The sequence below is a fragment of the Streptomyces sp. BYX5S genome (genome assembly GCF_054724165.1).
Window position 1 is genome coordinate 5,666,550 of sequence record NZ_CM138829.1, and the last position, 25,201, is coordinate 5,691,750.

A 25,201-nucleotide genomic window follows, 5' to 3' on the forward strand; every position below is an offset into this window, starting at 1 on the left:
TTCGGGGTGGGGCCCGTCGGGTGGCGCACCACGACCGGCACCGGCACCCGTCCCCGGCGTGGACGCGGTCACGTGACACTCACCTTCCGTGCGAAGCGGCGGGCGAGTGGGGCCAGGGCGAGAGTGGCGAGGGCGGTCACCGGGGCGCCGGACCGGGCGGCCAGCGCGGACTGGAGAGGCACGAGGGCGCGGATCCCGGCGCCGACGGCGCGTTGGGTGAGCGGAGGCGAGGGGTTGAGGGCGGCGTGGAAGAGGGGGCGCAGGGCGGTGACGGCGTATGTGGCGGCGGGGACGGCGACGGTGATCGAAGCGGTGCGCCGGACGGGCCGAAGGCGCGAGGTTCGGAGTGCGGCGGCTTGCGCGGGGCGGGGCCGCGCGGGGAGAAGCCCCGCGTCCGGCGCGAGCCCGGAACTCCCGCCGTGCGGGGCTGGACTCGGCCGCACGGGCCGCTCACGAGATCGTCTCCTCGCCCGCGGGGTGACCAAGGCCGTCGCGATCGCCGCGCCCGTGGCCAGCGCCGTCAGCGGGGCGGTGCTGGAGCCGCCCCGGGTTTCCTTGCGGGAGACCGTGGTGACGGCGGCGGTGTGGGTGGCCAGGGTGGCGGCCGCCGTGAGCGCCGGGCTCATGGCGCCCGCCGGGGCGGTGGCCGCCGCGCCCATCAGCAGGTCGAGGCCGCGGGCCGCGCCCATCGCCGCCGGGCCGGCCACCGTGCCCTTCAGGCGCAGGTCGTACGCCCACACCGTCGTGGCGAGCGCCGTGGCCAGCGCGCCGGTCGCCCGGTCGGCCCCGCGGGCCAGGGCGAGGCCGACGCCGGTCAGCGCTCCGGCCGCCGCCAGGGCGTGGGCCGGGCGGACGCGGCCCGAGGGCAGCGGCCGGTGCGGGCGGTCGCGGGCGTCCTCGTCCCGGTCGGCCCAGTCGTTGAGCGCCATGCCCGCCGCGTACAGGCTGAGCGAGGCGCCGACCGCGAGGAGGGTTCCGCGGGTCGGCCGGTACCCGGTGGCCGCCGCCCCGGCGAGGGCGTCGCCCGGCACGGTGAACAGGGCGGGCAGCCGCAGCAGTTCCGCCCACGCCTTTGCGCCCCCGGCCGGGCCGCCCCCGGCCGCACCGCGCCGCACCCCGTCCTCGTGGCGCGGCGCACCGGCCGCCGCCCCGTTCACGCCGCACCGTCGCGCAGGCGGGCCGCGAAGGCGAGGAGGGCCTCGTACTGGCGGTCGAGGTCGGAGGTGGCGCCGGGGTCGGGGTCCTTGAAGTAGAAGGCCAGCTCGGGGCGGGGGCCGCGCAGGCCGGTCTGCGCGGCGCGCAGCAGCAGGCGGGCCAGGTCCAGGACGAGGGGCGCGGCGAGCGCCGAGTCGCAGCCCTGCCACGTCGTCTGGAGGGTCATCCGCGCGCCGAGGAAGCCGTCGAAGGCGATGTGGTCCCACGCCGTCTTCCAGTCGCCGAGCGCCGGGACGTCGTCGATGTGGACCTCGCCCTGCGGGACGGCGCCGAGGGTGTCGGCGAGGACGCGTTCCTTGCCGGCGTTCTTGGCGGCGGCCGCGGCCGGGTCGGCGAGGGCCGCGCCGTCGCCGCCGCCGAGGAGGTTGGTGCCGGACCAGGCGCGCACGTCGAGCGCGCGCCTGCGGAACATCGGGCCGAGCACGGACCGCAGCAGGGTCTGCCCGGTCTTGCCGTCGCGGCCCGCGAAGGGGACGCCCGCGGTACGTGCCGCGTGCTGGAGCGAGGGGTGGTGGAGACCCGTGGAGGGGGTGAAGTTGATGTACGGGCAACCGGCGCGCAGGGCCGCCGCCGCGTACAGGGAGCTGGCCGGGAGGTGGTCGTCGTGGGGCGGCGCTTCCGTGGAGGCGACGTTCACGACGACGGCTCCCGCGAGGGCGTGGCGTCGTACGAAGGCGTGGATGTCGGCGGTGAAGGCGGTGATCAGTTCGTCCTGGGTGCGGCCGTCGCCGGGGAGCGGGCCGCCGGGCCTGATCTCCCGCTCGGCGGCGGCGAGTTCGCCGTGCACCGCGCCCGGCAGGTCGTGCGGCAGCACTCCCCCGGCGGCGAGGTGTTCGGCGCGTTTGGGCAGCGGGCAGTCGAGGGTGTCGTGGCCGCCGAAGACGAGTGCCGTGAGGGGCGGCAGCCCGGCCTCGGTGAACGGTTCGGTCTCGGTGACCATGCCGGAGGGCGGATGCAGCCCCGCGGCGACGGCGGCGCATCCCGCGATCGCCGTGGTGGCGACGGAGCCTCGGGCCCCGACCAGCCACACACCGAAGCGCCCGCCCTCCGAGGACGACCGGGACGTGGGGGACGAGGGAGACGGCGTGGACGACGGGTTCGGGAACGGGCCGACGGACATGGGCAGCCTCCTAGTCGAACGGGATGTCGTGCGCGGAGCGACACGCGCCACCGGGCGCGCGGTGCGGAACGGGGACGGGGTCGCGGTCAGGGGCGGGGACGTACGCACGGCCGAGGTCGGGGCCGTGGGTGGTGCCGAGCCCGGGGCCGGACCCGACACCCGTCACGGCCCCGACGGGCGCCCCGCCGGGCATGGCGGGGCAAGGCGGCGGGCGGGGGTCCGGCGTCCCTCGCCCGCCGCCGTCCTAGTCGCCCGCGCCGGGCAGTGCTTCCGCGCCGGGCAGCGCGCCCGTGTCGGACGTGGCGGCGAGCTCCTTCAGGCGGATCTTGCGGAAGGAGACCTGGTCGGAGTCGCCGTGGTTCTGCAGACCGATGTAGCCGTCGGTCAGACTCCGCGCGGGGTCCTTGTTGACGAAGTCGTTGATCTCGGCTCCGTTGAGGAACACCTGGAGGCGTTCGCCCCGCACCCTGATCTCGTAGGAGTTCCACTCCCCCGGCGGCTTCAGGGCCTTGTCACGGGCCGCGAGGTCGGCGGACTGGAAGGAGTAGACCGCGCCGGTCGTGCGGTCGGGCGCGTCGGTGGCGTCGATCTGGATCTCGTAGCCCTTGTCGACGGCGGACCAGGGGTCGTCGGAGGCCGGGAAGCCCACGAAGACACCGGAGTTGTCGTCCCCGCCCTCGCTCGCCATCTTCCAGTCGAGCTTCAGGGAGTACGATTCCAGCTCCTTGGCCTGGTACCAGAGCAGGCCCATGCCGCCTTGGCTGGTGAGCGTGCCCTTCGCCGGGTCCACGGTGAAGCCGCCCGGTCCGGCCTGTTTCCAGCCGTCGAGGGTCTCGCCGTTGAAGATGTCCCGGTAGCCGGTGTTCGGGCGGCAGTTGGCGGTGGCCTTGCCGGTGACGTACTTCAGGCCGCCGCGCAGATGGCCGCGGAACGCGGGGTCGGCGTAGGACTCCTTGGTGTGTCCGCCGCCGGTGTAGAAGGCGCGGCCGCCGCCGTAGTTCTGGCACCAGGCGATCGGGTGGTCGCCCTTCATGGTGCCGCCGCTGTACGTCGTCTCGTCGAGGGACGCGAGGACGTGCACTTGGTCGCGCGGGTTGGAGCGGTAGTTGTACCACTCGTCGGTGCGCTGCCAGGCGTCCGGCAGACCCCGGGTGGCCGGGTGGCTGTGGTCCTCGACGCGGACCGTGGCCGGCTGGATCGCGGGATGGCCCTGGAACCAGGCGCCGACGAGGCCGCCGTAGTAGTCCCAGTCGTACTCGGTGTCGGCGGCGGCGTGCACGCCCAGGTAGCCGCCGCCCTTGGCGACGTAGCCCTCGAAGGCCTTCTGCTGGGCGGCGTCGAGCACGTCGCCGGTGGTGGAGAGGAAGACGACGGCCTTGTACCGGGCGAGGTTGCCGGAGGTGAAGGCGGTCGCGTCCTCGGTGGTGTCGACGGTGAGACGGGCGGCGGCGCCGAGTTCCTTGAGGGCCGCGATGCCCTCGGGGATGGAGTCGTGCCGGAACCCGGCGGTCTTGGAGAAGACCAGGACCCGGTCCCGGGCCTCGGCGCCCTGGGGCGCCGAGGTGGCCGGGGCCGTGAGCCCGCCGATGAGCAGGGCGGCGGCGGCCGTCGCGAGGCCGAGCGATGCGGTGGTGCGCATGCGGTCCTGCTCCTCTCAGTCCGTGGTGAAGGTGAAGTCGTCGATCTCGAAGAGGTTCTTGCCGCTGCCGCCCTTGAAGACCAGGTAGAGCGTGGTGCTCCTGGTGGGCGCCTTGCTGATGGTGGTGGTGACGTCGGTGTACGTCTCCGAGGAGCCGGTCGGTGCGATCGTGGCCTTGCCGACGAGCCGGCCGGTGGCGGAGCCCGTGCGGATCTCCAGGGTGCCGCCGGGGCCCGCGGAGGCGACGCGCGCCTTCAGGGACGTCGCGTTGCCGATGGCGTACGGGGTGAAGGAGATCCAGTCGCCGTTCTCGATGGTGCCGACGGCCTTGCCGCCGTGGGCGGTGTCGTGGCTGACGACCGTGACGCCCTTGGAGTCGCCGTAGTGCTCGGCCTGGCGGTGCTTCTGCTGGGTGACGTGCTGGTCGTGCGTGGTCAGGGCCGGCTGGCCGTTCGCGCCCTTGTCGGTGTACTCGGCGTCGAAGACTCCGAAGACGTTGGCGTTCGGGTCGTGCTCACTGTCGGCGCTGGTCTGGATGGTGCCGGAGCAGCCGGTGGCCGAGGTGATCGGGTGACCGTGGCTGTCGTGGCCGAGGATGTGGGTGACCTTGACCTTGGAGCAGTCGATGGCCCCGTCCTCGGGGTCGGTGACCTTCACCTTGAAGGGGACCTCGTCGCCGAAGGTGAACAGCTGGCCGTCGGCGGGCAGTTCCAGGGTCACCTTGGGCGCGGTGTTGCCGACGACGAGGTGCACGTCGGCGCTGCCGGTGCGGCCCGAGGTGTCCTTGACGGTCACGGTCGCGGTGTAGGTGCCGTTCTTCTTGTAGGTGTGGCTGGGCGCGGCGCCGGTGCCGGTGGTGCCGTCGCCGAAGTTCCAGGAGTAGGTGAGCGTGTCACCGTCGGCGTCGGAGGCCGTGGAGGTGAACTTGACCTTCAGGGGGGCCTGGCCGGAGGTCTTGTCGGCCTTGGCGTCGACGGTCGGCGAGTGGCCGTCGGTGGCGTTCTCGATGCGGTACAGGGCGGAGTTCTCGTCGCCGCCGAACCAGGAGAGGCCGTAGTCGAGGACGTACAGCGCGCCGTCGGGGCCGAACGCCATGTCCATCACCTGGGTGCCGGTCCAGGGGAACGGGTTGATCGAGGCGACCTTGCCGTCGGCGTCCTGCTCGATCCGCTTGATCCACTGGCGGCCGAACTCGCCGGCGAAGAAGTCGCCGTCGTAGGCCTCGGGGAACTTCACCGGGGAGGTGTTGGCGGCGTCGTAGCGGTAGACGGGTCCGGCCATCGGGGACTCGGAGCCGGAGCCGAGCTCCGGGACGGAGCCGCCGTCGTAGGGGATCCACGCGGCCTGCGCGGGCGGCAGGTCGGTGAGGCCGGTGTTGTGCGGCGAGTTGTTCTTCGGCGCCGCGCAGTCGAAGCTCGCGCCGGAGGTCTTCGTCGCGAAGTCGTAGTCGACGTAGGCGTCGTTGTCGCCGGTGCAGTAGGGCCAGCCGAAGTTGCCGGCCTTCGTCACGCGGGCGAACTCGACCTGGCCCGCGGGGCCGCGGCCCGGATCGGCGGTGCCCGCGTCGGGCCCGTAGTCGCCGACGTAGACGATGCCGGTGGGCTGGTCGACGCTCATCCGGAACGGATTGCGGAAGCCCATGGCGTAGATCTCGGGGCGCGTCTTGTCGGTGCCGGGGGCGAACAGGTTGCCCTCCGGGATGGTGTACGAGCCGTCGTCGGCGACCTTGACGCGCAGGATCTTGCCGCGCAGGTCGTTGGTGTTCCCGGACGAGCGCTGGGCGTCGTAGGCCGGGTTGCGGGTGCTCTGCTCGTCGATGGGGGTGTAGCCGTCGGAGGCGAAGGGGTTGGAGTCGTCGCCCGTCGACAGGTACAGGTTGCCGTCCTTGTCGAAGTCGATGTCGCCGCCGACGTGGCAGCAGATGCCGCGCGAGGTCTGGACGTCGAGGACCTTCTTCTCGGACTCCTTGTTCAGCGTGCCGTCGGCGTTGAGCGTGAACCGGGAGAGCCGGTTGTAGCCGTCGAAGGGGGCGAAGTCGGCGGCGGTGCCGTCGTTGGGGGCGTCACCGGCCGGGGTGTCGAGCGGGGGCGCGTAGTAGAGGTAGATCGCGCGGTTCTCGCTGAAGTTCGGGTCGACGCCGACGCCCTGGAGGCCCTCTTCGTCGTGGGTGTAGACGTCGAGTTTGCCGGCGACCTTGGTGGTGCCGTTCTCGTCGGTCAGGCGCAGGACACCGTCGCGGGAGGTGTGCAGGACCTTGCGGTCCGGCAGGACGGCGAGCGACATGGGCTCGCCGACCTCCTCCGCGCCCTTGGCGAGGGTGACCTGCTGGAAGTCCTCGGCCGCGGCCGCTTCGGCAGCGGTCGCCGGGCCGGACGCGGGGGCCGCCGCCGCGGTGAAGGTGAGCGAGGCGGCGGCGAGCAGGGTGCCGGTGAGCAGGGCGAGTGCGTTGCGGGTTCTCAGGCGTTTCCTGTGCACGGGTTCCTCCGGACAGAGGGGCGGGTCGTGCGATGCGCCGGGGTGCGCCGTCACCCCGGAGGGATCTGTGCCGTGAGTGCCATGTGTGTGCGGTGCGTGCCGTGCGTACGTTCGAGGGAGGACGCTAGCTGTGTTCGTCCCGTCCGAACAGACCTTGTGCGGCTATTGGTTGAGCTTTTCCCCACATCAGGACAAAGCAGGATTCGGGCATGGCTGGGCGGCCGCGCGACCACTGCTTCCCGTCGCGCGGCTGCGGCTTCGGCCTCAGCTGTTGAACGCCGCGTCGAAGGACGCGGAGGGCGGTTCGTAGTCGAAGGCCTTGAGGCGGGTCAGGGCCTCCGGTGCGCCCTGGAGGCGGTCCATGCCCGCGTCCTCCCACTCGACCGATATCGGCCCGGAGTAGTCGATCGAGCGGAGCATCCGGAACACGTCCTCCCAGGGCACGTCGCCGTGGCCGGCGGACACGAAGTCCCAGCCGCGCCGCGGGTCTCCCCAGGGCAGGTGGGAGCCGAGGCGGCCGTTGCGGCCGTCGAGGCGCTTGCGGGCCTCCTTGCAGTCGACGTGGTAGACGCGGTCCTTGAAGTCGTAGAGGAAGCCGACGGGATCCAGGTCCTGCCACACGAAATGGGACGGGTCGAAGTTCAGGCCGAAGGCCGGCCGGTGGCCGACGGCCTTGAGTGCCTGGTGCGTGGTCCAGTAGTCGTAGGCGATCTCGCTGGGGTGGACCTCGTGGGCGAAGCGGACCCCTTCGGCGTCGAAGACGTCGAGGATCGGGTTCCAGCGGTCGGCGAAGTCCTCGTAGCCGCGCTCGATCATGGTCTCGGGGACGGGCGGGAACATGGCCACCAGGTGCCAGATCGCCGATCCCGTGAAACCGATGACGGTGTCGACGCCGAGGGCGGCGGCCGCGCGGGCGGTGTCCTTGATCTCGGCGGCGGCCCGTTGCCGTACGCCCTCGGCCTCGCCGTCGCCCCAGATGCGCGGCGGCAGGATCGCCTCGTGGCGTTCGTCGATGATGGCGTCGCAGACCGCCTGCCCGACGAGGTGGTTGGAGATGGCCCAGCAGCGCAGGCCGTACCGGTCGAGGAGGGCGTGGCGGCCCTTGACGTAGTCGGGGTCGGCGAGGGCCTTGTCGACCTCGAAGTGGTCGCCCCAGCAGGCGAGTTCGAGGCCGTCGTACCCGGCGTCGCGGGCGATGCGGCAGACGTCTTCGAGCGGCAGGTCGGCCCACTGACCGGTGAAGAGGGTGAACGGGCGGGGCATGGGTGGCTCCTTCCGGGTCGCGGGCGCTCAGGCCGGGATCGGGGTGTAGACGGAGTTCTTGGCGGCGCTCTCCTCGACCGCCGCGAGGACGCGTTGCACCTGGAGTCCGTCGGCGAACGAAGGCCGCGGCTGCGTCCCTTCGGCGATGGCGGTCACGAGGTCGCGGGCCTGGTGGGTGAAGGTGTGCTCGTAGCCGAGGCCGTGGCCGGGCGGCCACCACGCCTCCAGGTACGGGTGTCCCGGCTCGGTGGCGAGGATGCGGCGGAAGCCGCCCCGCTCGGCGGGTTCGGTGTGGTCGTGGAAGGACAGCTCGTTGAGGCGCTCCAGGTCGAAGCTCAACGAGCCGTGGGAGCCGTTGAGTTCGATGCTCAGGGCGTTCTTGCGGCCGGTCGCGAAGCGGGTCGCCTCGAAGGAGGCCAGGGCGCCGGAGGCGAAGCGCCCGGTGAACAGGGCGGCGTCGTCGACCGTGACGGGCCCGGTGCCGGCGTCACCGCCCCCGGCCGCCGAGAGCCCGGACGACGCGCCGTCGAGGAGCGGGCGTTCGCGCACGAACGTCTCGGTGAGCGCGGAGACACCGGCCACGGGCTCGCCCGCGAGGTACTGGGCGAGGTCCACGGCGTGCGCGCCGAGGTCGCCGAGGGCGCCCGAGCCCGCGTGCGGCTTCTGGAGCCGCCAGGTGAGCGGGAACGCCGGGTCGACGAGCCAGTCCTGGAGATAGCGGGCGCGCACGTGCCGCAGGGTGCCGATGCGGCCCTCGGCGACCAGCCGCCGGGCGAGCGCCACGGCCGGGACCCGCCGGTAGTTGAAGCCGACCATCGCGAACTGGCCGCGCGCGTGCGCCCGTTCGGCGGCCTCCGCCATCTCCTCGGCCTCCTCGACCGAGTTGGCGAGCGGCTTCTCGCACAGGACGTGCTTGCCCGCCTCCAGGGCCGCGACGGCGATCTCCGCGTGGCTGTCACCGGGCGTGCAGATGTCGACCAGGTCGACGTCGTCCCGGGCGATCAGCGCCCGCCAGTCCGTCTCGGCGGCGGCCCAGCCGAGCCGGTCCGCCGCGCCGCGCACCCCCTCGGCGTCACGGCCGCAGATCGCGGCGAGCCCGGGTGCGAGCGGCAGGTCGAAGACGCGGCCCACGGTGCGCCAGCCCTGGGAGTGGGCGGCGCCCATGAACGCGTAGCCGACCATGCCGACGCCCAGGACGGGCGGTGCGGTGCCGGGGTCCGCGGCACCGTCCCCCGGTTCCCCGTTCGTGCCCGTGCTTGCCATCTGGAAGTCCTCCTCGTGCGCGCGGTGTCCATGGGATGCGTCGTACGGGCGGGCCGCCTCACTTGAAGCCGGTCTCCATGTACCGGTCGACGTTCGTCTTGTCGACGACGGCCGAGTACAGGGTCACGTGGGCGGGGATCTCGAACTCGGCCATGCCGCTGATGCCCTTGCCCTGGCCGAGGGCTCGGGCGAGGTCGATCGCGGAGGCCGCCATGGTCGGCGGGTACAGGACGGTGGCCTTCAGTACGCCCCGGTCCTGCTTGATCTCCTCGAACGCGGAGAGCGCGCCCGCGCCGCCGACCATCAGGAAGTCGTCGCGGCCCGCCTGCTCGATGGCGCGCAGGGCGCCGACGCCCTGGTCGTCGTCGTGGTTCCACAGGGCGTCGAAGTCCTTCTGCGCCTGGAGGAGCTGGGACATCTTGGCCTGCCCCGACTCGACGGTGAACTCGGCGGCCTGGCGGGCCACCTTCTTGATGTTCGGGTAGTTCTTCAGGGCGGCGTCGAAGCCCTCGGTGCGCTGCTTGGTGAGTTCGAGGTTGTCGAGGCCGGCGAGCTCGACGACCTTGGCGTTCTTCGTGTCCTTGAGCTTCTCGCCGATGTAGTGCCCGGCGTTGAGGCCCATGCCGTAGTTGTCGCCGCCGATCCAGCAGCGGTACGCCTGCGGGGTGTTGAAGATGCGGTCCAGGTTCACGACGGGGATGCCCGCGCGCATCGCCTTGAGGCCCACCTGGGTGAGCGCCTTGCCGTCGGCGGGCAGCACGACGAGGACGTCGACCTTCTTGTTGATGAGCGTCTCGACCTGGCCGATCTGCGCGGCCGTGTCGTTGGAGCCCTCGGTGGTCTCCAGGGTGACGTCCGAGTACTTCTTCGCGCGTTCCTTGGCGTTGTCGTTGATGGCGTTGAGCCAGCCGTGGTCGGCCTGCGGTCCCGCGAAGCCGATGGTGACCTGCTTGCCGGGCTTGTCGTCGGCGACCGGCTGGTCGGCGGCCTTCTTCTCGTCGCTCTTGTCGCTCGGCTCGTTGCTCGTGCAGGCGGTGAGCAGGCCGCCCGCGGTGACGGCCGCGGCCGCGCCGAAGATCAGTCCTCGGCGACTCGTCGTTTCTGGCATGGCGTGTCCCTTTCCCCATGGTTCCGCGTGGTTCTGCAAGGTCAGGTGGTGGTGTTGGCCGTGCGCCGCTGCACCAGGACCGCCACGACGATGATGGCGCCCTTGGCGATCTGCTGGACGTCGCTCTGCAGGTTGTTCAGCGCGAAGATGTTCTGGATCGTGGTGAAGATCAGGACGCCGAGGACGGAGCCGACGATGGTGCCGCGGCCGCCGGTGAGCAGGGTGCCGCCGATGATGGCGGCGGCGATGGCGTCGAGTTCGTACAGGTTGCCGTTGGTGTTCTGGCCGGAGCCGGAGAGCACGATCAGCAGGAAGGCCGCGATGCCGCAGCACAGGCCGGAGAGCAGGTAGAGGTAGAGGCGCTGGCGGCGCACGTCGATGCCGGCGAGGCGGGCGGCCTCCGCGTTGCCGCCGACGGCGACGGTGCGGCGGCCGAACGTGGTGCGGTTGAGGACGAGCCAGCCGATCACGGTGACCACGGCGAAGACCAGGACGAGCGGCGGGATCCCGAGGACGTACGAGTCGCGCTCGCCCAGCTTCAGCACGCCCGGCACGGTGACCATCTGGGTCTTGCCGTCGGTGATCTGGAGGGCGAGGCCGCGCCCGGAGGCGAGCATCGCGAGGGTGGCTATGAACGGGACCATGGCGCCGTACGCGATCAGTACGCCGTTGACCAGGCCGCAGCCGACACCGACCGCGATCGCCGTGAACAGCACGCCGAGGAACCCGTACTCCTGGGTGGCCACGGTGGTGGCCCAGACCCCGGCGAGGGCGACGATGGCGCCGACGGAGAGGTCGATGCCGCCGGAGATGATCACGAAGGTCATGCCGACGGTGACGACGCCGATGACGGAGGCCTGGGTGAGGACGAGTTGCAGGTTGTCCGTGTCCAGGAAGGAGTCGGGCTGGGTGATGCCGCCGATCACGACGAGCGCGGCGAGCACCCCGAGCAGGGTCACCGTGCGGACGTCCATCCGGACGGCGCGGGGCCTGTGCTTGGCGGGGGCGGTCTCCGGGGCCGCCGGGCTGGCGGCGGGTGCGGGGTGTGTCATGACGCCAGGTCCCTTCGGGAGGCGGATGGGGTCGGCCGGGGTGTGGGCCGGCGGCGGGGGTGCGGCGGGCTCGGCGGTGGCTCGCGGACCGCTTCGGTCCGCGGGGCGCTCACCGGGATCCCTCCAGGACCAGGTCCAGGACCCCGTGTTCGTCGAGGTCCGTCGCCGGGGACTCGTGGATCACCCGGCCCTCCCTCAGGACCAGGACCCGGTCGGCGAGGCCGAGGACCTCGGGGACCTCGCTGGAGACGAGGAGGACGGCGAGGCCCTCGTCGGCGAGGCGGCGGATCACGGCGTACAGCTCGGCGCGGGCGCCGACGTCGACGCCGCGGGTCGGCTCGTCGAGCAGCAGCACCCGGCAGCCGCGCAGCAGCCAGCGGGCGAGCACGGCCTTCTGCTGGTTGCCGCCGGAGAGCGTGCGCACCGGCACGGCGGGGTCCTCGGGGCGCAGGGAGAGTTCGCGGGTGGCGCCGCGGGCGGCCTCGCGCTCCCGGCCACGGTCGAGCCAACCCCCGTACGAGAAACGGGACATGGAGGAGACGGAGACGTTGCGGGTGACCGATTCCAGCATCAGCAGGGCCTGCGCCTTGCGCTCCTCGGGGGCGAGTCCGAGCCCGGCGCGGACGGCGGCGCGCACGCTTCCGGTGCGCAACGGCTGCCCCTGCACGCTGATCCGACCGGTCGTCGGTTTCCGAGCCCCGTAGATCGTCTCCAGGATCTCGGAGCGTCCGGAGCCGACGAGACCGGCGAGGCCGACGATCTCGCCGGGGTGCAGCTCCAGGTCCAGGGCTGCGAACTCGCCCTTGCGGGAGAGGGATTCGACCTTCAGGACGGGTTCCGTGCGGGGCCTCGCGTGCGGCCGGTCCGGGAAGACGTACTCGACGTTGCGGCCGGTCATCAGGGCGATGACGTCGCGGGTCGGGGTGGACTCGGCGGGCAGTCCGACGGCGACGGCGCGGCCGTCCTTGAGGACGGTGACGCGGTCGCCGATGCGGCGGATCTCCTCCAGGCGGTGGGAGATGTAGACGACGGCGACGCCTTCGGCGGTCAGGTCGCCGACGATCCGGAAGAGGTTCTCGACCTCGTCGGGGTCGAGCGCCGCGGACGGCTCGTCCATGACCATGAGCCGGACGTCGTGGGAGAGCGCGCGGGCCATGGAGACGATCTGCTGGTGGGCGGCGGACAACTGGCCGACGAGGCGTTCGGGGTCGATCTCCGGGTGGCCGAGCCGGCGCAGCAGCGCGGCCGTCGCCTCGCGGGCCGCGCGGCCGCGCACCACGAAGCCGCCGGAGGTCGGCTCGTGCCCGAGGTACACGTTCTCGGCCACGGACAGGCCCTCCACCAGGTCGAGTTCCTGGTAGATGGTGGCGATGCCGAGGCGCATCGCGGCGATCGGAGAGCGCAGCGCGACCTCCTCGCCGTGCCAGGTGATGGTGCCGCCGTCGGGCTGGTGGGCCCCGGCGAGGACCTTGATCAGGGTGGATTTCCCGGCGCCGTTCTGGCCGAGCAGACAGTGCACCTCCCCGGCCTGGACCTCCAGGTCGACGCCGTCCAGGGCGCGCACGCCGGGGAACGACTTGGTGATGCCGGACATGGTGAGCAGCGGTGCTGCCGGGGCCGTTTCGGGTGCCATGACGGATTCCCTCGGGGCGGGTGCGGACCGGTTTCGGGGCAGGGCGGGGCTGAGCCTCGTACGGGTACGGGTGGCGCGGGAGGTGCGACGGTGCGCGTTACGCGGGTGAGAACAGGTGGTCGCTGATCAGTCGGGCGCCGCCGGTCACTCCGGCGGTGGGCCCCAACTCCCCGAGAACGATGGGGAGGTTGCCGGTCGCCAGGGGGAGCGACTGGCGGTAGACCTGGGTGCGCAGGGCGGCCAGCAGGGTGTGGCCGAGTCCGGTGACCCCGCCGCCGATGACGACGAGCCCGGGGTTGAAGAAGCTGACGAGGGACGCGATGACCTGCCCGGTGCGGTTGCCGCCCTCCCGGATCAGGTCGAGGCAGGTGGTGTCGCCTGCCGCGGCGGCCGCGGCGACGTCGGCGCCGGTGAGCCGGCCCGCGCTCTCCAGCCGCGCGGCGAGCTCCGCCGAGCGTCCGTCGCGGGCAGCGGCCTCGGCGTCACGGGCGAGGGCCGCGCCGCTGAAGTGGGCCTCCAGACAGCCCTTGTTGCCGCAGGCGCACGGTCGGCCGTCCTGCTCGACGCGGATGTGCCCGATGTCGCCGGCCGATCCGGTGGTGCCGCGGTGGACCTCGCCGCCGACGACGATGCCGCAGCCGATGCCGGTGCCGATCTTGACGCAGAGGAAGTCGCGGGCCTGCCGGGCGACGCCGGCGTGCTGCTCGCCCATCGCCATCAGGTTCACGTCGTTGTCGACCATGACGGGGCAGCCCAGTTCCTGGCTGAGTGCCTCGCGGACCGGGAAGCCGTCCCAGCCGGGCATGATCGGCGGCGCGACCGGCACGCCCTCGGGGAACCTCACCGGCCCGGGGACCCCGATGCCCGCACCGTCGAAGCCCTCGGCGAGCCCGGACGCCTTCAACTTGGCTGCCATGGCGAGGACTTGCTCGAAGACGGCGACGGGACCCTCGCGTACGTCCATCGGCTGGGCGATGTGACCGAGGATCTCCAGCTCGGCGTTGGTGACGGCGACATCGACCGAGGTCGCGCCGATGTCGACGCCGAGGAAGCGGAGCGAGGGGGCGAGCCGGACGTTGTGGGAGCGGCGGCCGCCGCGCGAGGCGGCGAGTCCGTCGGCGACCACGAGGCCGGTCTCCAGGAGGCGGTCCACTTCCACGGCGAGCCGGGACCTGGACAGTTCCACCTGATCGCCCAGCTGTGCGCGGGAGTTGGGACCTGCGTCGCGCAGCAGCCGCAGCAGGCGCGCCTGGTGCGCGTTGGCGGGTCGAGCCGTCATGCGTCTCACGTGCCCCTCCCCGCCGCTTCGGGCCTCTTCGGGTGCTGGTGCCGTGCGCTCGCTCTGTCTTTCGATGGGGAACGTAGCAGCGGCTGCCCGGTGCGGGAAGAAGTTGCGCGCGAATTGGCCCCGACTTTCTCCGGCGACAGGACAAAGCCTCTCGCCGGAGGCGGGGAAGGGGCTGCGTCAGGCCTCGTCGCGGTGGTGGTACGTCTCGCGGGTGTGCTCGGTGTGCGTGCGCATCACGGCCGTGGCCCGCGCCTCGTCACGCGCCGAGATCGCCGCGATCAGCTCCCGGTGCTCGATCCAGGACTGCTTGCCGCGCTGCCGGGCGACGGGCTGGTAGTACCAGCGGACCCGGCGGTCGACCTGTCCGGCGAGTTCACCGAGGACCACGTTGCCGGCGAGTTCCATGACCTTGGCGTGGAACTCGGCGTTCGTGGCGACGACGAGGTCGACGTCTCCGTCGGCGACGGCCTGCTCGCCCTTGGCGCACAGCGCCTCCAGCTCGGCGATGCCGGTCTTGCCCGCGTTGGCCGCCGCGAGCCGGGCGGCCTCGGCCTCCAACAGCGTACGGACGCTGAGGAGTTGGTCGGCCTCCTCCTCGGTCGGCTCGTGCACGAAGGCGCCCTGCGCGGGACGCAGGTCCACCCAGCCCTCGGTGTTCAGGCGCTGCAACGCCTCGCGCACCGGCTGGCGCGAGACGCCGAGGTGCCCGGCGAGTTCGCTCTCGACCAGGTGCTGGCCGGGCTGGAGAGCCCGCGTCGTGATGAGTTCGAGCAGCGCCTCGTAGACGCGCTCGCGCAGCGGTCCGGGCCGTTCGAGCTTGGGCACCGCCCCTTGCGGCAGTCCTGTGGACAACATCGCGGTCCCCCTCCTGGGCTTCGGAGCATCCGGCAAGCCGATTCCAGATTCCAACGGATTGGCTTTGGAATACAGTTTACCGAGCACAATGGCCACGGCTAGTGCGAGTTGACCTCGTCACATCCCGTGTTCCCCCGGTGCCCCGGAACCGCGCCCCGGCACGTCACGGGCAGCGCACGACCTGACCCGCGTACGACAGGTTGCCGCCGAAGCCGAAGAGCAGGGCGGGCGCGCCGCTGACCAGTTCGCCGCGCTCGACGAGCTTGGACAGGGCGATCGGCACGCTCGCCGCCGAGGTGTTGCCGGAGTCGACGACGTCCCGCGCGACGACGGCGTTCACGGCGCCGATCTTCTCGGCGAGGGGTTCGATGATGCGCAGGTTGGCCTGGTGGAGGACGACCGCGGCGAGGTCCTCCGGCGCGAGCCCGGCCTTCTCGCAGGCCTGGCGGGCCAGCGGCGGCAGCGAGCGGGTGGCCCAGCGGTAGACGGACTGCCCTTCCTGGGCGAAGCGGGCGGGTTCGCCCTCGATGCGGACGGCGTCGCCCATCTCCGGGACCGAGCCCCACAGCACCGGGCCGATCCCCGGCTCCTCGCCCTCGGCGCACGGCTCGACGACCACGGCCCCCGCCCCGTCCCCGACGAGCACGCAGGTGGTGCGGTCGGTCCAGTCGGTGACGGCGGACATCTTGTCCGCGCCGACGACCAGGGCGCGGCGGGCGGCCCCGGCGCGCAGCGTGTGGTCGGCGGTGGCCAGGGCGTGCGTGAAGCCCGCGCAGACGACGTTCAGGTCGAGCGCGGCCGGGGACGGCACGCCGAGGCGGTGGGCGACGCGGGCCGCCATGTTCGGGGAGCGGTCCACGGCCGTGGAGGTCGCGACGACGACCAGGTCGATGTCGGCCGCGGTGAGCCCCGCGGAGGCCAGCGCCTTGGCGGCGGCGTGCGCGGCGAGCTCGTCGACGGGCTCGTCGGGGCCCGCGATGTGCCGCGTGCGGATGCCGACACGGCTGCGGATCCACTCGTCGTCGGTGTCGACCATGCCCGCCAGTTCCTCGTTGGTGAGGATCCTGGCGGGCTGGTGGTGCCCGATGCCGACAATGCGCGATCCGACCATGTGGGCCCCCTCGTGAGCTGCGAATCTCCCAGTCCGGTCTCCCAGTCTGGTCAGCGACTCACGAGTAGCGGGTGGCGGCCCGTGACAGGAAAAGGCCGCCTTGCTTGGAGAGTTCCGACCGTCACCCGGTGAAGAGCTGCGTGGCCTTTTGCACCAGTTCGTACAGTCCGTACGCGAGCGGCAGCCCCACCCACAGCCAGGCGACGGCGATCAGGCCGCGCCGCCTAGGCGGACTGTCGGCGGTCGCGGTCGGCGGTGTCGTGGTCATCTCGGGGCTCCCTGGGGGCGGGGACTACGTGGTGGCGGGCGTGCACGGGGCGTACCAGTTCGTTGGCGACGAAGCCGACGGCCAGCAGGCCGATCATGATCATGAGGGAGAGGCCGTACAGGTTGGCGCCGTGCTTGCCGGCGCTCTCCTGACTGTCGGCGACCCAGTTCACGATGAGCGGCCCGAGGACGCCCGCCGTGGACCAGGCGGTGAGCAGCCGGCCGTGGATGGCGCCCACCTGGTACGTGCCGAAGAGGTCCTTCAGATACGCGGGGATGGTCGCGAAGCCGCCGCCGTAGAAGGAGAGGATCACCAGCGCGCACAGCACGAACAGCGGCTTCGAGGAGTCGCCCCACAGGACGATCAGCAGATACATCAGGGCGCCGACGCCGAGGTAGACGCGGTAGATGTTCTTGCGGCCGATCAGGTCGGACGTGGAGGACCAGCCGATGCGGCCCGCCATGTTCGCGGCGGAGAGCAGGGCGACGAAGCCCGCGGCGGCGGAGACGGAGACCGGGGTGCTGCTGTCGGCGAAGAAGTCCGTGATCATCGGCGCGGCCTTCTCCAGGATGCCGATGCCGGCCGTCACGTTCATCGTGAGCACGATCCACAGGCACCAGAACTGGGGCGTACGGATCGCCTGCTTCGCGGAGACCTGCGGCCCGGCGACGGTCGCCTCCTCGGCGCGCTGCCCCTGCCGGGTGTCCGGGCGCGGCACCCGCACGAGCAGGACGCCGAGCGTCATGAACACCGCGTAGACGACACCGTGCACCGCGAACGCCAGGGCGATGCCGCCGCTGCCGGTGGGGAAGGACTCCAGCATCTGGGCGCTCCACGGCGACGCGATGAGCGCGCCGCCGCCGAAGCCCATGATAGCGATTCCGGTGGCCATGCCGGGCCGGTCGGGGAACCGCTTGATCAGTGTGGAGACGGGTGAGATGTAGCCGATGCCGAGGCCGATGCCGCCGACGAAGCCGTAGCCGAACACGATCAGCCAGAACTGTTCGGTGAGCGCGCCCAGGGCGGAGATCAGGAAGCCGGAGGAGAAACAGATGAGCGCGACGGTCATCGCCCAGCGCGGACCGTTGCGCTCGACGAGCGTGCCGCCGAAGGCGGCCGAGAGGCCGAGCATCACGATGCCGAGCTGGAACGGCAGCGCGCTCTGGGTGCCGCTCAGACCGAGCGAGGACTCCAGGGACGGCTTGAAGACGCTCCAGGCGTAGGCCTGGCCTATGGAGAGATGTACGGAGAGCGCGGCCGGCGGAACGAGCCAACGGCTCCAACCGGGGGGCGCGACGGGGGGCCTCATGATCCCGAACGTTAGGCAGTGGCACGGGTGTTGGGAAGCCCTTTCCACTCTCCTCTTGTCGACGAATCCGGCTGCTTCCATACTGTAGGCAGTATCCCGTCACGGCTGGTGCCGGGCCGACCACGGCCACGCGCCATCCGTACAGGAGAATGGGAGCCATGGGACGAGTCACGGAACGACGCAAGGTGATCCGGATACGGGACGGACAGGTGTCCACGCGGCCCGACACGCTCGTCGCCGAGGAACCGCTGGAGATCCGGCTGAACGGCAAGCCGCTCGCCATCACGATGCGCACCCCGGGCGACGACTTCCCGCTCGCGGCCGGGTTCCTGGTCAGCGAGGGCGTCCTCGGCTCCGCCGCCGACCTTCAGAACATCGTGTACTGCGCGGGCGCCACGGAGGACGGCAGCAATACGTACAACGTGGTCGACGTGCGGACCGCGCCGGGCGTCGTCCTGCCCGACATCACCCTGGAGCGCAACGTCTACACGACGTCGTCGTGCGGACTGTGCGGCAAGGCGAGCCTCGACGCGGTGCGGACCACGGCGCGGTTCCCGATCGCCGACACTCCCCCGGTCCGCATGGAGCCCGAGCTGCTCGCCTCCCTCCCCGACCGGTTGCGCGAGTCGCAGCGGGTCTTCGACCGGACCGGGGGGCTGCACGCGGCGGCGCTCTTCGACGAGTCGGGGCGGCTGGTCGACATCCGGGAGGACGTGGGGCGGCACAACGCGGTGGACAAGCTGGTCGGGAGGGCGTTGCAGAACGGGGAGCTGCCGTTGTCCCGGTCGATTCTGATGGTGTCGGGGCGGGCGTCGTTCGAGTTGGCGCAGAAGGCGGTGATGGCGGGGATTCCGGTGCTGGCGGCGGTGTCGGCGCCGTCTTCGCTGGCGGTGGACCTCGCGGTCGAGAGCGGGTTGACGTTGGTGGGGTTCTTGCGGGGCAGCTCGATGAATGTGTACGCGGGTGAGGAGCGGATTGTTCTGGGGGCGGGAGTGGGGAGCGGCTGAACCGGGTGGTGAACGCCACGGGGCTCCGCCCCGGACCCCGCTGCTCAATCGCCGCAGGGGCTTGAGACTGCCACCGCCGCAGGGGCTTGAAATGCGGCCTACGTCTCGTAGCCCCATGCCCTCGCCAGTTCACGGAGGCGGGGTGGGAGGGACTGGGGGTTGTGGGGTGGGCGGGAGGGGTGGATGTGGCCGGAGCGGATGGTTTCGCTCCAGTCGCCGATGTGGGGGCGGAAGGTGCCGTGGTCGCGGGCGCCGTAGTCGAGCATCGCCGGGTCCCAGTCCACGCCGAGGTGGGCGCAGATCCGCCGGGTCTCGCGTTCGGGTTCGGCGGTCAGGTCCTCGTACGTGACGGTGATTCCGGGCAGGTTGCGCCGGGCTCGCTCCAACTCCTCGGCGTAGCTGAGGACTTCGTGGTGGATGGCGTCGAGGTCGGGGTCGGTGCGGCGGGCCGTGAGGGATTCGACGACGGCGGCGGGGTGGCGCAGGAGGAAGACGTAGCGGGCCTGGGGCCAGGCGCGGTGCAGGCGGGGCCAGAGGAAGGTGTTGGCCGGGGTCTTGTCGACCACCACGGGTGCCTCGCCGCCGCCGCGACATCGTGCGTGGTGCAGCACCCTGTCCCACAGCATGTGCTCCAACTCCTGCCGGTCGAGGCCCAGTTCGCGCATCGCGTCGTGACTGAACTCGCGGTCGAGCCGGACGTGCAGGGTGCGCAGGTGCATCTCGTGCGGGGCGCGGATGCGGGGGTGGCTGTTGAGCAGGACGCGCAGCAGCGTGGAGCCGGAGCGGACCGGGGAGAGCAGGAACACCGGGTCGGGGACGAGCCGAGGGGCCGCCTCCACGGGTGGCGCGTCCGCGGCCGGCTCGGGCTGGGCCGGGACCGCGGACAGGGAACGGGGTGCGGGTGGGCTGAACGCCTGGCCGAGCAGCCTGCGCCTGCGGCGCAACCCCTTGCGTACCGCGTCCCAGCGGGCGTCGGACACGTCGTGTCACCCTCTTCCTCGTTCCGGCCGTTCTCGTTTCCCGGACCAGCTCAGAGGAGGCAGGCGAACTCCACATGGCGTACGGGGAACGGGAGCACGGCACATCTGGCGCACAGCGCTTCCACATCCCGTTCCTCGGCGCACGGTTCTTGTGGGGTGCGCGGGGGCCCAAGTAACGTCCGCGGCGCATACGTTGGACGTCGGATGTCCGTTTGGTCGGACGAGCCGAAGGGTGGGCCGCGCCATGCACGGAAGACCGTTCCGGACCCGTACGAGATCCCTGGTGGCGGCCGCGCTCGCGGTCGCCGTCGCGTTTCCCGCGTCAGTCGCGGCAGGCACGGCGGCCGCCGCCCCGGCAGTCGCTCAACCGCCGTTCGAGCAGCAGGTGTTGTTCAAGGCGTCGCAGGATCCGGGGTACGCCTGTTACCGCATCCCGGCCGTCGTGAAGACCGTGCGCGGCACCCTCCTCGCGTTCGCCGAGGGGCGGACGAACGACTGCTCCGACGCCGGTGACATCGACATCGTCGTCAAGCGGTCCGAGGACGGCGGGCGGACCTGGTCGCCGCTCCAGGTCGTCAACGAGGGCGCCGGTGACACGCACGGCAATCCCGCCCCGATCGTGGACCGCAGGACGGGCCGCGTCGTGCTCGCGGAGACGTACAACACGGGGCGTACGGACGGGAAGAACTGCGACGTGCCGTGCGACCGGACTCCGCACCTCCAGTACAGCGACGACGACGGGCGCACCTGGTCGCGGCCGCGCGATCTGAGCGACGAGCTGCTGCCCGACGACTTCAACTCCTGGTACGCGACCGGGCCGGTGCACGGCATCCAGCTCGCCAAGGGCCCGCACCGCGGCCGCCTCGTGTTCACCGTCAACGCCGAGACGTGGAACGGCAGTCGGGTCACCGCCAACCACGCGGCGCTGATGGTCAGCGACGACGGCGGCGACCACTGGCGGATCGGCGCCAAGGACACCTGGCCGGTCGCCGACGACGGCACGTTCCGGCAGAAGCCGTCGGAGATGACGCTCGCCGAACGGCCCGACGGGACGGTGTACGTCAGCGGACGCGAGCAGGACGGCACCGACCTCGGGCACCGTACGCACGCGGTCAGCCGGGACGGCGGCGAGTCGTTCGCCCGTCCGTTCTCGGCGGTCCCGGACCTGTACACGCCGCAGGTGCAGGGGTCGGTGCTGCCCGTCGGCGCCAAGGGCGAGCGGCTGCTGCTCGCCTGTCCCGGCGACCCCGACCGGCGGCGCACCATGACGATCCGCTCCTCGTACGACGGGGGCCGCACGTGGGAGAGCTTCGACCGGGGCACCGTCGTGACCACGGACTGGTCGGGCTACTCGGACCTGGTGCAGGCCGACCGGGGGCACGTGGGGCTGATGTACGAGGGCGGGGCCGTGGACGCCCGCGACGAGATCCGCTTCGCCCGGTTCACCCTGGACTGGCTGAAGGAGCGGCGCGGGCCCGACCCGACCACGGACGACCGGGCGCGGGGCGCGCGGGACGCGGCCGTGCTCGGCGGCGCGCAGGTGACCGGCGGACGGGTCGGCGGGGCGCTGGCCCTCGACGGCGTCGACGACGCGGTGCGGCTACCGTACAGCAACCGACTCCCCCTCGGCACAAGGGAGTTCACGGCGTCGCTCTGGTTCCGCTACACCGCCACGAGCGGGGAGCAGCCGCTGCTGTGGATGGGCGGCATCGGCACCACGCAGCCGCAGGTGTGGCTGCGCGGCGAACCGGCGTCGAACCGGCTCACCGGGCTGATCACGGTCCGGGACGGCGCGGCGGCGCCCCGCTCGGTGTCGGTGCGCTCCACGTCCGCGTACAACGACGGGGTCTGGCACCGTGCCGAACTACGGCGCGCCGACGGCAGGTTGACGCTGTCGGTGGACGGCGTGGAGGTCGGCGGCGCCGCCGACGTGCCGGGATCGGTGAGCCGGAACTCGCCGTTCGGCGTGCACATCGGGCAGCGCATGGACAGCCGGGCGTACTTCACCGGCGCGATCGACGACGTGCGTGTCAGCTCGGGCGGCGACGACCTTCTGCGGCTGCCGCTCGACCGGGTGCGGGGCGGCTGATCCCACGGTTCGGCGCGCGGTCGTGGACCAATGCGGCGCGGCACATTAACGTCGCGTCGCGTGCGGGAGGTTGAGCGGATGCGGCGGGTGCGGCGCGGCCGGCGGGGGCCGGGGGCGCCGCTGCTGGTGCTGCTCGCCGCGCTCGTCCTCGTCCTCGTCGTGTTCGTCGCCCTCCCCGACCGGGAGGGCGACACACGTTGCGCGCCGCGCAGTGTCACCTCCTGGTCGGCGGACGAGGGGCTCACCGACGCGTTCGCCCGCTACGGCGACGACGCGACGCGGCTGGACGACTGGACGGGCGGCGACGGCACGCACTCCGTGCGGCTGCCGGACGGGCGGCTGCTGTGGCTCTTCTCCGACACGTATCTGGGCGCGGTGAACCAGCCGCCCAACCCCGCCGGGCAGTCGCACGCGTGGCGGCAGCCGAACGCGCCGTTCGTCCGCAACTCCGCGGTGGTGACGGACCGTTCGGGCCGACTCGACCGCACCCTCGCCGCGCCACTGTTCCCGGACACGGCGGCGGGCGAGTGGCGCTGGCCGGTCGAGGCGCGCGTCGAGGAGAGCGACGGCAGGCAGGTCGTACGGGTGCTGCTGTGGACGCGGGCGAAGGGCACGGGCCCGTACGTCTACGGGGTGCCGAACGCGACGGAGGTGGCCACCCTGTCGCTGCCCGACCTGCGCCTCGAAGGCATCACGCAACTCCTCGACCAGCGGCAGGTGCGGGATCCGGCGCGGCGCGTGCTGTACGGGACGACGGCCGTGGACCACGGCGGGTGGACGTATGTGTTCGGCGCGGACGACGGGCAGAAGGCCGTGCATCGCGCGTACGTGGCCCGGGTCCCGCTGGGACGGCTCGGCGACGTGCCGGCCTGGCGGTACTGGGACGGCGAGCGGTGGGCGCGGCGGGCCGCGGCGCCGGTCCTCGGGGACGGGCGCCGCAGCGGTGTGGGCACCGCGTTCACGGTGGTGCGGGACGCCGGCACGTACGTCCTGTTCACCACCGCGGCGGGCGCGCAGGGGCTGACCGAGGTCACCTCGTACTGGTCCTGCTCGCCGACGGGCCCCTGGCACGGCCCGGCGAAGGCGTTCACGCCGCCGCTGCCCCGCGACGGCGCCTCGCCCTCGCGGACGGCGGCGTACAACCCGCAGGCGCACCCGGAGCTGAGCGGCGACGGGCGGCTCGTGCTGTCCTACGACGTCAACTGGCTGGACGCCGCGCCCGCCGCCGCGGAGGCGCAGCTCAGCCGGAACGTGTCCCTGTACCGACCGCGGTTCGTGTCCCTTCGCCTCGGTCCCCCGCGCGAGCGGTGATCTCGGGCTCGGCCGTGTCCTCGGGGTCCTTGGAGCGGCGCTTGGCGATGACCGCGCACACCATCAGCTGCATCTGGTGGAAGAGCATCAGCGGCAGGACGGCGAGCGAGGCGTGCGCGCCGAACAGGACGCTCGCCATGGGGAGCCCGGAGGCCAGGGACTTCTTCGAGCCCGCGAACTGGATGGCGATCCGGTCGGCGCGGTCGAAGCCGAGCGCCTTGGCGCCGAACCAGGTCACCAGCAGCATGATCGCGAGCAGTACCGCCTCCACGGCCAGCAGACCGGCGAGCCGGACCGCGCTGACCTGGTGCCAGATGCCCTGCACCATGCCCTCGCTGAACGCGGTGTAGACGACGAGCAGGATCGAGCCGCGGTCGACGTAGCCGAGGATCTTCTTGTGGCGGGTGATGAACCCGCCGACCCAGCGGCGCAGCAACTGGCCCGCGAGGAACGGCACGAGCAGTTGCAGCACGATCTTGACGAGCGAGTCGGCGGAGAAGCCGCCGCCGCTGCTGCCGAGCAGCGCCGCCGCGAGCAGCGGGGTGAGGACGATGCCGGCGAGCGAGGAGAAGGAGCCCGCGCAGATCGCCGCCGGGACGTTGCCGCGCGCGATCGAGGTGAACGCGATCGACGACTGGATCGTCGACGGGACGAGGGTGAGGAAGAGCAGTCCCTCGAAGAGGTTCTGCGGCAACAGCACCGGCACCAGGCCGCGGGTCGCGAGCCCGAGCAGCGGAAAGACGACGAACGTACAGGCGAGGACGGTGACGTGGAGTCGCCAGTGGCGCAGTCCGTCCATCGCCTCACGGGTCGACAGGCGCGCCCCGTAGAGGAAGAAGAGGAAGGCGACGGCGGCGGTGGAGGCCTCCGACGCGACATCGGCGGCGGCCCCTCGGGCCGGGAGCAGTGCGGCGAGGCCCACTGTCGCGATCAACGCCAGGATGTACGGGTCGATCGGCATCCAGCGGGGCCAGGTCAGGCGTTTCATTGGTTCCTTGCTCTCGGTTCAGGTCGTGCCCTCTCCATCGTCCACCTCTTCACCGTGATCGGGAATCCGGTATACCGCTCTGACTGTGATCGCGTCGCGTGATGAGCGGGAGTACGGTTCGGAACATGTACGACCCCTCGCAGCTCAGGACGTTCCTCGCCGTCGCCCAGACGCTGAGCTTCACGCAGGCCGCGCGCCGCCTCGGTCTGCGGCAGTCGACGGTGAGCCAGCACGTGCGGCGGCTGGAGGACGCGACCGGGCGCACCCTGTTCACGCGGGACACCCACTCCGTGGACCTGACGGAGGACGGGGAGGCGATGCTCGGGTTCGCACGGCGGATCCTGGAGGTGCACGAGCAGGCGGCGTCGTTCTTCACGGGGACGCGGCTGCGCGGGCGGCTGCGGTTCGGGGCGTCGGAGGACTTCGTACTGACCCGGCTGCCCGAGATCCTGGAGTCGTTCCGGGCCGAACACCCGGAGGTCGATCTGGAGTTGACGGTCGAGCTGTCGGGGACGCTGCACGAGCAGCTGGACGCCGGGAAGCTGGACCTGGCGCTCGCGAAGCGGCGGCCGGAGGACCCGCGCGGCGAGTCCGTGTGGCACGACCGGCTGGTGTGGATCGGCTCCGAGCGGCTCCGGATCGACCAGGACCGGCCCGTTCCGCTGATCGTCTATCCGCCACCGGGGATCTCGCGGGCCCTGGCCCTCGAAGCCCTGGAGCGGCACGGCCGGGCGTGGCGGATCGCCTGCACGAGCGGTTCGCTGAACGGGCTGGTCGCGGCGGCGCGGGCGGGTCTCGGCGTGATGGCCCACTCCCGGGGCCTCATCCCGCCGGGCCTGGTGCGGGTGCCGGAGCGGGCGGGGCTTCCGGAGCTGGGCGAGGTCGACTTCGTGGTGCGCAGCGCGGCCCGGGACGCGAGCGAGCCGGCGCGGGCACTCGCGCAGGCCATCCTGGCGGGCGGGGACCGGCTGCACCGGGGTGCGCGATAGGCGCAGTGATACCGTCCCCGGAACCGACCACTCCGTCCAAAAACAGGGACACGGCGTGCCGGTGACCTCTTTGCACAGATCCAATGGAGGCTCGTGAAGAGGGCCGGGAGATTACGCTCCCGAAACTTACTCTTGCGTAAGTAGTCTGCCCCGCTCCATCCTTTGTGGCCCGTTATAAACCTCTGACCTGTGCGAATTCCGCGTCTGTTCCACGCGTGCAAGGCACTCCCGCGGGCGC

The 25,201-nt window shown here is 72.1% G+C and carries 20 protein-coding genes; 4 read left to right on the forward strand and 16 right to left on the reverse strand.

The window, feature by feature from the left end:
* Window positions 1-68: 68 nt before the first annotated feature.
* The 14 genes from ACYBSK_RS25735 to ACYBSK_RS25800 all read right to left on the reverse strand — a co-directional run bounded on the left by ACYBSK_RS25735 (window position 69) and on the right by ACYBSK_RS25800 (window position 17,599).
* A complete protein-coding gene (locus ACYBSK_RS25735) occupies window positions 69-1,157 on the reverse strand; it encodes an SCO3242 family prenyltransferase (RefSeq protein WP_460243516.1) in 1,089 nt (362 codons plus the stop codon).
* On the reverse strand, window positions 1,154-2,335 hold the full coding sequence (locus tag ACYBSK_RS25740; protein ID WP_460243517.1) for an inositol-3-phosphate synthase: 1,182 nt from the start codon (window positions 2,333-2,335) through the stop codon (window positions 1,154-1,156). The genes ACYBSK_RS25735 and ACYBSK_RS25740 overlap by 4 nt, the downstream gene beginning before the upstream one ends.
* A 244-nt stretch (window positions 2,336-2,579) precedes the next feature.
* Complete coding sequence (locus ACYBSK_RS25745; RefSeq protein WP_460243518.1) at window positions 2,580-3,974, reverse strand: ThuA domain-containing protein; 1,395 nt, start codon at window positions 3,972-3,974, stop codon at window positions 2,580-2,582.
* A 15-nt stretch (window positions 3,975-3,989) separates the two neighbouring features.
* Window positions 3,990-6,449: a PQQ-dependent sugar dehydrogenase gene (locus ACYBSK_RS25750; RefSeq protein WP_460243519.1), complete on the reverse strand. Its 2,460-nt coding sequence runs from the start codon at window positions 6,447-6,449 to the stop codon at window positions 3,990-3,992.
* Window positions 6,450-6,713: 264 nt separating this feature from the next.
* The gene (locus ACYBSK_RS25755; RefSeq protein ID WP_457479592.1) at window positions 6,714-7,712 is read right to left on the reverse strand and encodes a sugar phosphate isomerase/epimerase family protein; all 999 of its coding nucleotides are present in this window, start codon (window positions 7,710-7,712) and stop codon (window positions 6,714-6,716) included.
* A gap of 27 nt (window positions 7,713-7,739) precedes the next feature.
* Window positions 7,740-8,975 carry a Gfo/Idh/MocA family protein gene (locus ACYBSK_RS25760; protein WP_460243520.1) on the reverse strand — a complete coding sequence of 412 codons (1,236 nt, stop codon included), beginning with the start codon at window positions 8,973-8,975 and terminating at the stop codon, window positions 7,740-7,742.
* Between the two features lie 58 nt (window positions 8,976-9,033).
* Window positions 9,034-10,083 (reverse strand): substrate-binding domain-containing protein, encoded by a 1,050-nt coding sequence (locus tag ACYBSK_RS25765; RefSeq protein WP_457479594.1) that lies wholly within the window; start codon window positions 10,081-10,083, stop codon window positions 9,034-9,036.
* A 41-nt stretch (window positions 10,084-10,124) separates the two neighbouring features.
* Complete coding sequence (locus tag ACYBSK_RS25770) at window positions 10,125-11,057, reverse strand: ABC transporter permease (protein WP_457481856.1); 933 nt, start codon at window positions 11,055-11,057, stop codon at window positions 10,125-10,127.
* 187 nt (window positions 11,058-11,244) lie between these two features.
* A complete protein-coding gene (locus ACYBSK_RS25775) occupies window positions 11,245-12,729 on the reverse strand; it encodes a sugar ABC transporter ATP-binding protein (protein ID WP_460247100.1) in 1,485 nt (494 codons plus the stop codon).
* A gap of 136 nt (window positions 12,730-12,865) precedes the next feature.
* Window positions 12,866-14,047, reverse strand: a complete 1,182-nt coding sequence (locus tag ACYBSK_RS25780; RefSeq protein WP_457479595.1) for an ROK family transcriptional regulator — start codon at window positions 14,045-14,047, stop codon at window positions 12,866-12,868.
* A gap of 186 nt (window positions 14,048-14,233) precedes the next feature.
* Complete coding sequence (locus ACYBSK_RS25785; RefSeq protein WP_457479596.1) at window positions 14,234-14,911, reverse strand: GntR family transcriptional regulator; 678 nt, start codon at window positions 14,909-14,911, stop codon at window positions 14,234-14,236.
* Window positions 14,912-15,074: 163 nt separating this feature from the next.
* On the reverse strand, window positions 15,075-16,022 hold the full coding sequence (locus ACYBSK_RS25790) for a beta-ketoacyl-ACP synthase III (protein ID WP_460243521.1): 948 nt from the start codon (window positions 16,020-16,022) through the stop codon (window positions 15,075-15,077).
* 121 nt (window positions 16,023-16,143) lie between these two features.
* The gene (locus tag ACYBSK_RS25795) at window positions 16,144-16,290 is read right to left on the reverse strand and encodes an MFS transporter small subunit (protein ID WP_457479598.1); all 147 of its coding nucleotides are present in this window, start codon (window positions 16,288-16,290) and stop codon (window positions 16,144-16,146) included.
* On the reverse strand, window positions 16,247-17,599 hold the full coding sequence (locus ACYBSK_RS25800; RefSeq protein ID WP_460243522.1) for an OFA family MFS transporter: 1,353 nt from the start codon (window positions 17,597-17,599) through the stop codon (window positions 16,247-16,249). Before ACYBSK_RS25800 ends, ACYBSK_RS25795 begins: the two co-directional genes overlap by 44 nt.
* A gap of 158 nt (window positions 17,600-17,757) precedes the next feature.
* Here ACYBSK_RS25800 and fdhD point away from each other — a divergent pair, with 158 nt between their 5' ends.
* Window positions 17,758-18,606, forward strand: a complete 849-nt coding sequence (gene fdhD, locus ACYBSK_RS25805; protein ID WP_460243523.1) for a formate dehydrogenase accessory sulfurtransferase FdhD — start codon at window positions 17,758-17,760, stop codon at window positions 18,604-18,606.
* 98 nt (window positions 18,607-18,704) lie between these two features.
* Here fdhD and ACYBSK_RS25810 read toward each other — a convergent pair whose 3' ends face one another.
* Window positions 18,705-19,586 carry a sulfotransferase family protein gene (locus ACYBSK_RS25810; RefSeq protein ID WP_460243524.1) on the reverse strand — a complete coding sequence of 294 codons (882 nt, stop codon included), beginning with the start codon at window positions 19,584-19,586 and terminating at the stop codon, window positions 18,705-18,707.
* Between the two features lie 244 nt (window positions 19,587-19,830).
* On the opposite strand from ACYBSK_RS25810, the gene ACYBSK_RS25815 reads away from it, so the two are divergent.
* A complete protein-coding gene (locus ACYBSK_RS25815; RefSeq protein WP_460243525.1) occupies window positions 19,831-21,675 on the forward strand; it encodes an exo-alpha-sialidase in 1,845 nt (614 codons plus the stop codon).
* A 78-nt stretch (window positions 21,676-21,753) separates the two neighbouring features.
* A complete protein-coding gene (locus ACYBSK_RS25820) occupies window positions 21,754-22,986 on the forward strand; it encodes a DUF4185 domain-containing protein (RefSeq protein WP_460247101.1) in 1,233 nt (410 codons plus the stop codon).
* On the opposite strand, the gene ACYBSK_RS25825 is transcribed toward ACYBSK_RS25820, so the two are convergent.
* Window positions 22,916-23,974: a bile acid:sodium symporter family protein gene (locus tag ACYBSK_RS25825; protein ID WP_460243526.1), complete on the reverse strand. Its 1,059-nt coding sequence runs from the start codon at window positions 23,972-23,974 to the stop codon at window positions 22,916-22,918. The genes ACYBSK_RS25820 and ACYBSK_RS25825 overlap by 71 nt on opposite strands.
* A gap of 125 nt (window positions 23,975-24,099) precedes the next feature.
* Between ACYBSK_RS25825 and ACYBSK_RS25830 the strand changes: the two genes are divergently transcribed.
* Window positions 24,100-24,963 (forward strand): LysR substrate-binding domain-containing protein, encoded by an 864-nt coding sequence (locus ACYBSK_RS25830; RefSeq protein WP_460243527.1) that lies wholly within the window; start codon window positions 24,100-24,102, stop codon window positions 24,961-24,963.
* The last annotated feature ends 238 nt before the right edge of the window (window positions 24,964-25,201 follow it).

What these genes read in the sequence shown, in the direction of transcription:
- ACYBSK_RS25790 (WP_460243521.1), bottom strand. Translation starts at nt 16,022, where the DNA reads ATGGTCGGATCGCGCATTGTCGGCATCGGGCACCACCAGCCCGCCAGG.
- ACYBSK_RS25825 (WP_460243526.1), bottom strand. Translation starts at nt 23,974, where the DNA reads ATGAAACGCCTGACCTGGCCCCGCTGGATGCCGATCGACCCGTACATC.
- ACYBSK_RS25785 (WP_457479596.1), bottom strand. Translation starts at nt 14,911, where the DNA reads ATGTTGTCCACAGGACTGCCGCAAGGGGCGGTGCCCAAGCTCGAACGG.
- ACYBSK_RS25820 (WP_460247101.1), top strand. Translation starts at nt 21,754, where the DNA reads ATGCGGCGGGTGCGGCGCGGCCGGCGGGGGCCGGGGGCGCCGCTGCTG.
- ACYBSK_RS25755 (WP_457479592.1), bottom strand. Translation starts at nt 7,712, where the DNA reads ATGCCCCGCCCGTTCACCCTCTTCACCGGTCAGTGGGCCGACCTGCCG.
- ACYBSK_RS25775 (WP_460247100.1), bottom strand. Translation starts at nt 12,729, where the DNA reads ATGTCCGGCATCACCAAGTCGTTCCCCGGCGTGCGCGCCCTGGACGGC.
- ACYBSK_RS25740 (WP_460243517.1), bottom strand. Translation starts at nt 2,335, where the DNA reads ATGTCCGTCGGCCCGTTCCCGAACCCGTCGTCCACGCCGTCTCCCTCG.
- ACYBSK_RS25780 (WP_457479595.1), bottom strand. Translation starts at nt 14,047, where the DNA reads ATGACGGCTCGACCCGCCAACGCGCACCAGGCGCGCCTGCTGCGGCTG.
- ACYBSK_RS25830 (WP_460243527.1), top strand. Translation starts at nt 24,100, where the DNA reads ATGTACGACCCCTCGCAGCTCAGGACGTTCCTCGCCGTCGCCCAGACG.
- fdhD (WP_460243523.1), top strand. Translation starts at nt 17,758, where the DNA reads ATGGGACGAGTCACGGAACGACGCAAGGTGATCCGGATACGGGACGGA.
- ACYBSK_RS25815 (WP_460243525.1), top strand. Translation starts at nt 19,831, where the DNA reads ATGCACGGAAGACCGTTCCGGACCCGTACGAGATCCCTGGTGGCGGCC.
- ACYBSK_RS25760 (WP_460243520.1), bottom strand. Translation starts at nt 8,975, where the DNA reads ATGGCAAGCACGGGCACGAACGGGGAACCGGGGGACGGTGCCGCGGAC.
- ACYBSK_RS25800 (WP_460243522.1), bottom strand. Translation starts at nt 17,599, where the DNA reads ATGAGGCCCCCCGTCGCGCCCCCCGGTTGGAGCCGTTGGCTCGTTCCG.
- ACYBSK_RS25745 (WP_460243518.1), bottom strand. Translation starts at nt 3,974, where the DNA reads ATGCGCACCACCGCATCGCTCGGCCTCGCGACGGCCGCCGCCGCCCTG.
- ACYBSK_RS25770 (WP_457481856.1), bottom strand. Translation starts at nt 11,057, where the DNA reads ATGGACGTCCGCACGGTGACCCTGCTCGGGGTGCTCGCCGCGCTCGTC.
- ACYBSK_RS25795 (WP_457479598.1), bottom strand. Translation starts at nt 16,290, where the DNA reads ATGACCACGACACCGCCGACCGCGACCGCCGACAGTCCGCCTAGGCGG.
- ACYBSK_RS25765 (WP_457479594.1), bottom strand. Translation starts at nt 10,083, where the DNA reads ATGCCAGAAACGACGAGTCGCCGAGGACTGATCTTCGGCGCGGCCGCG.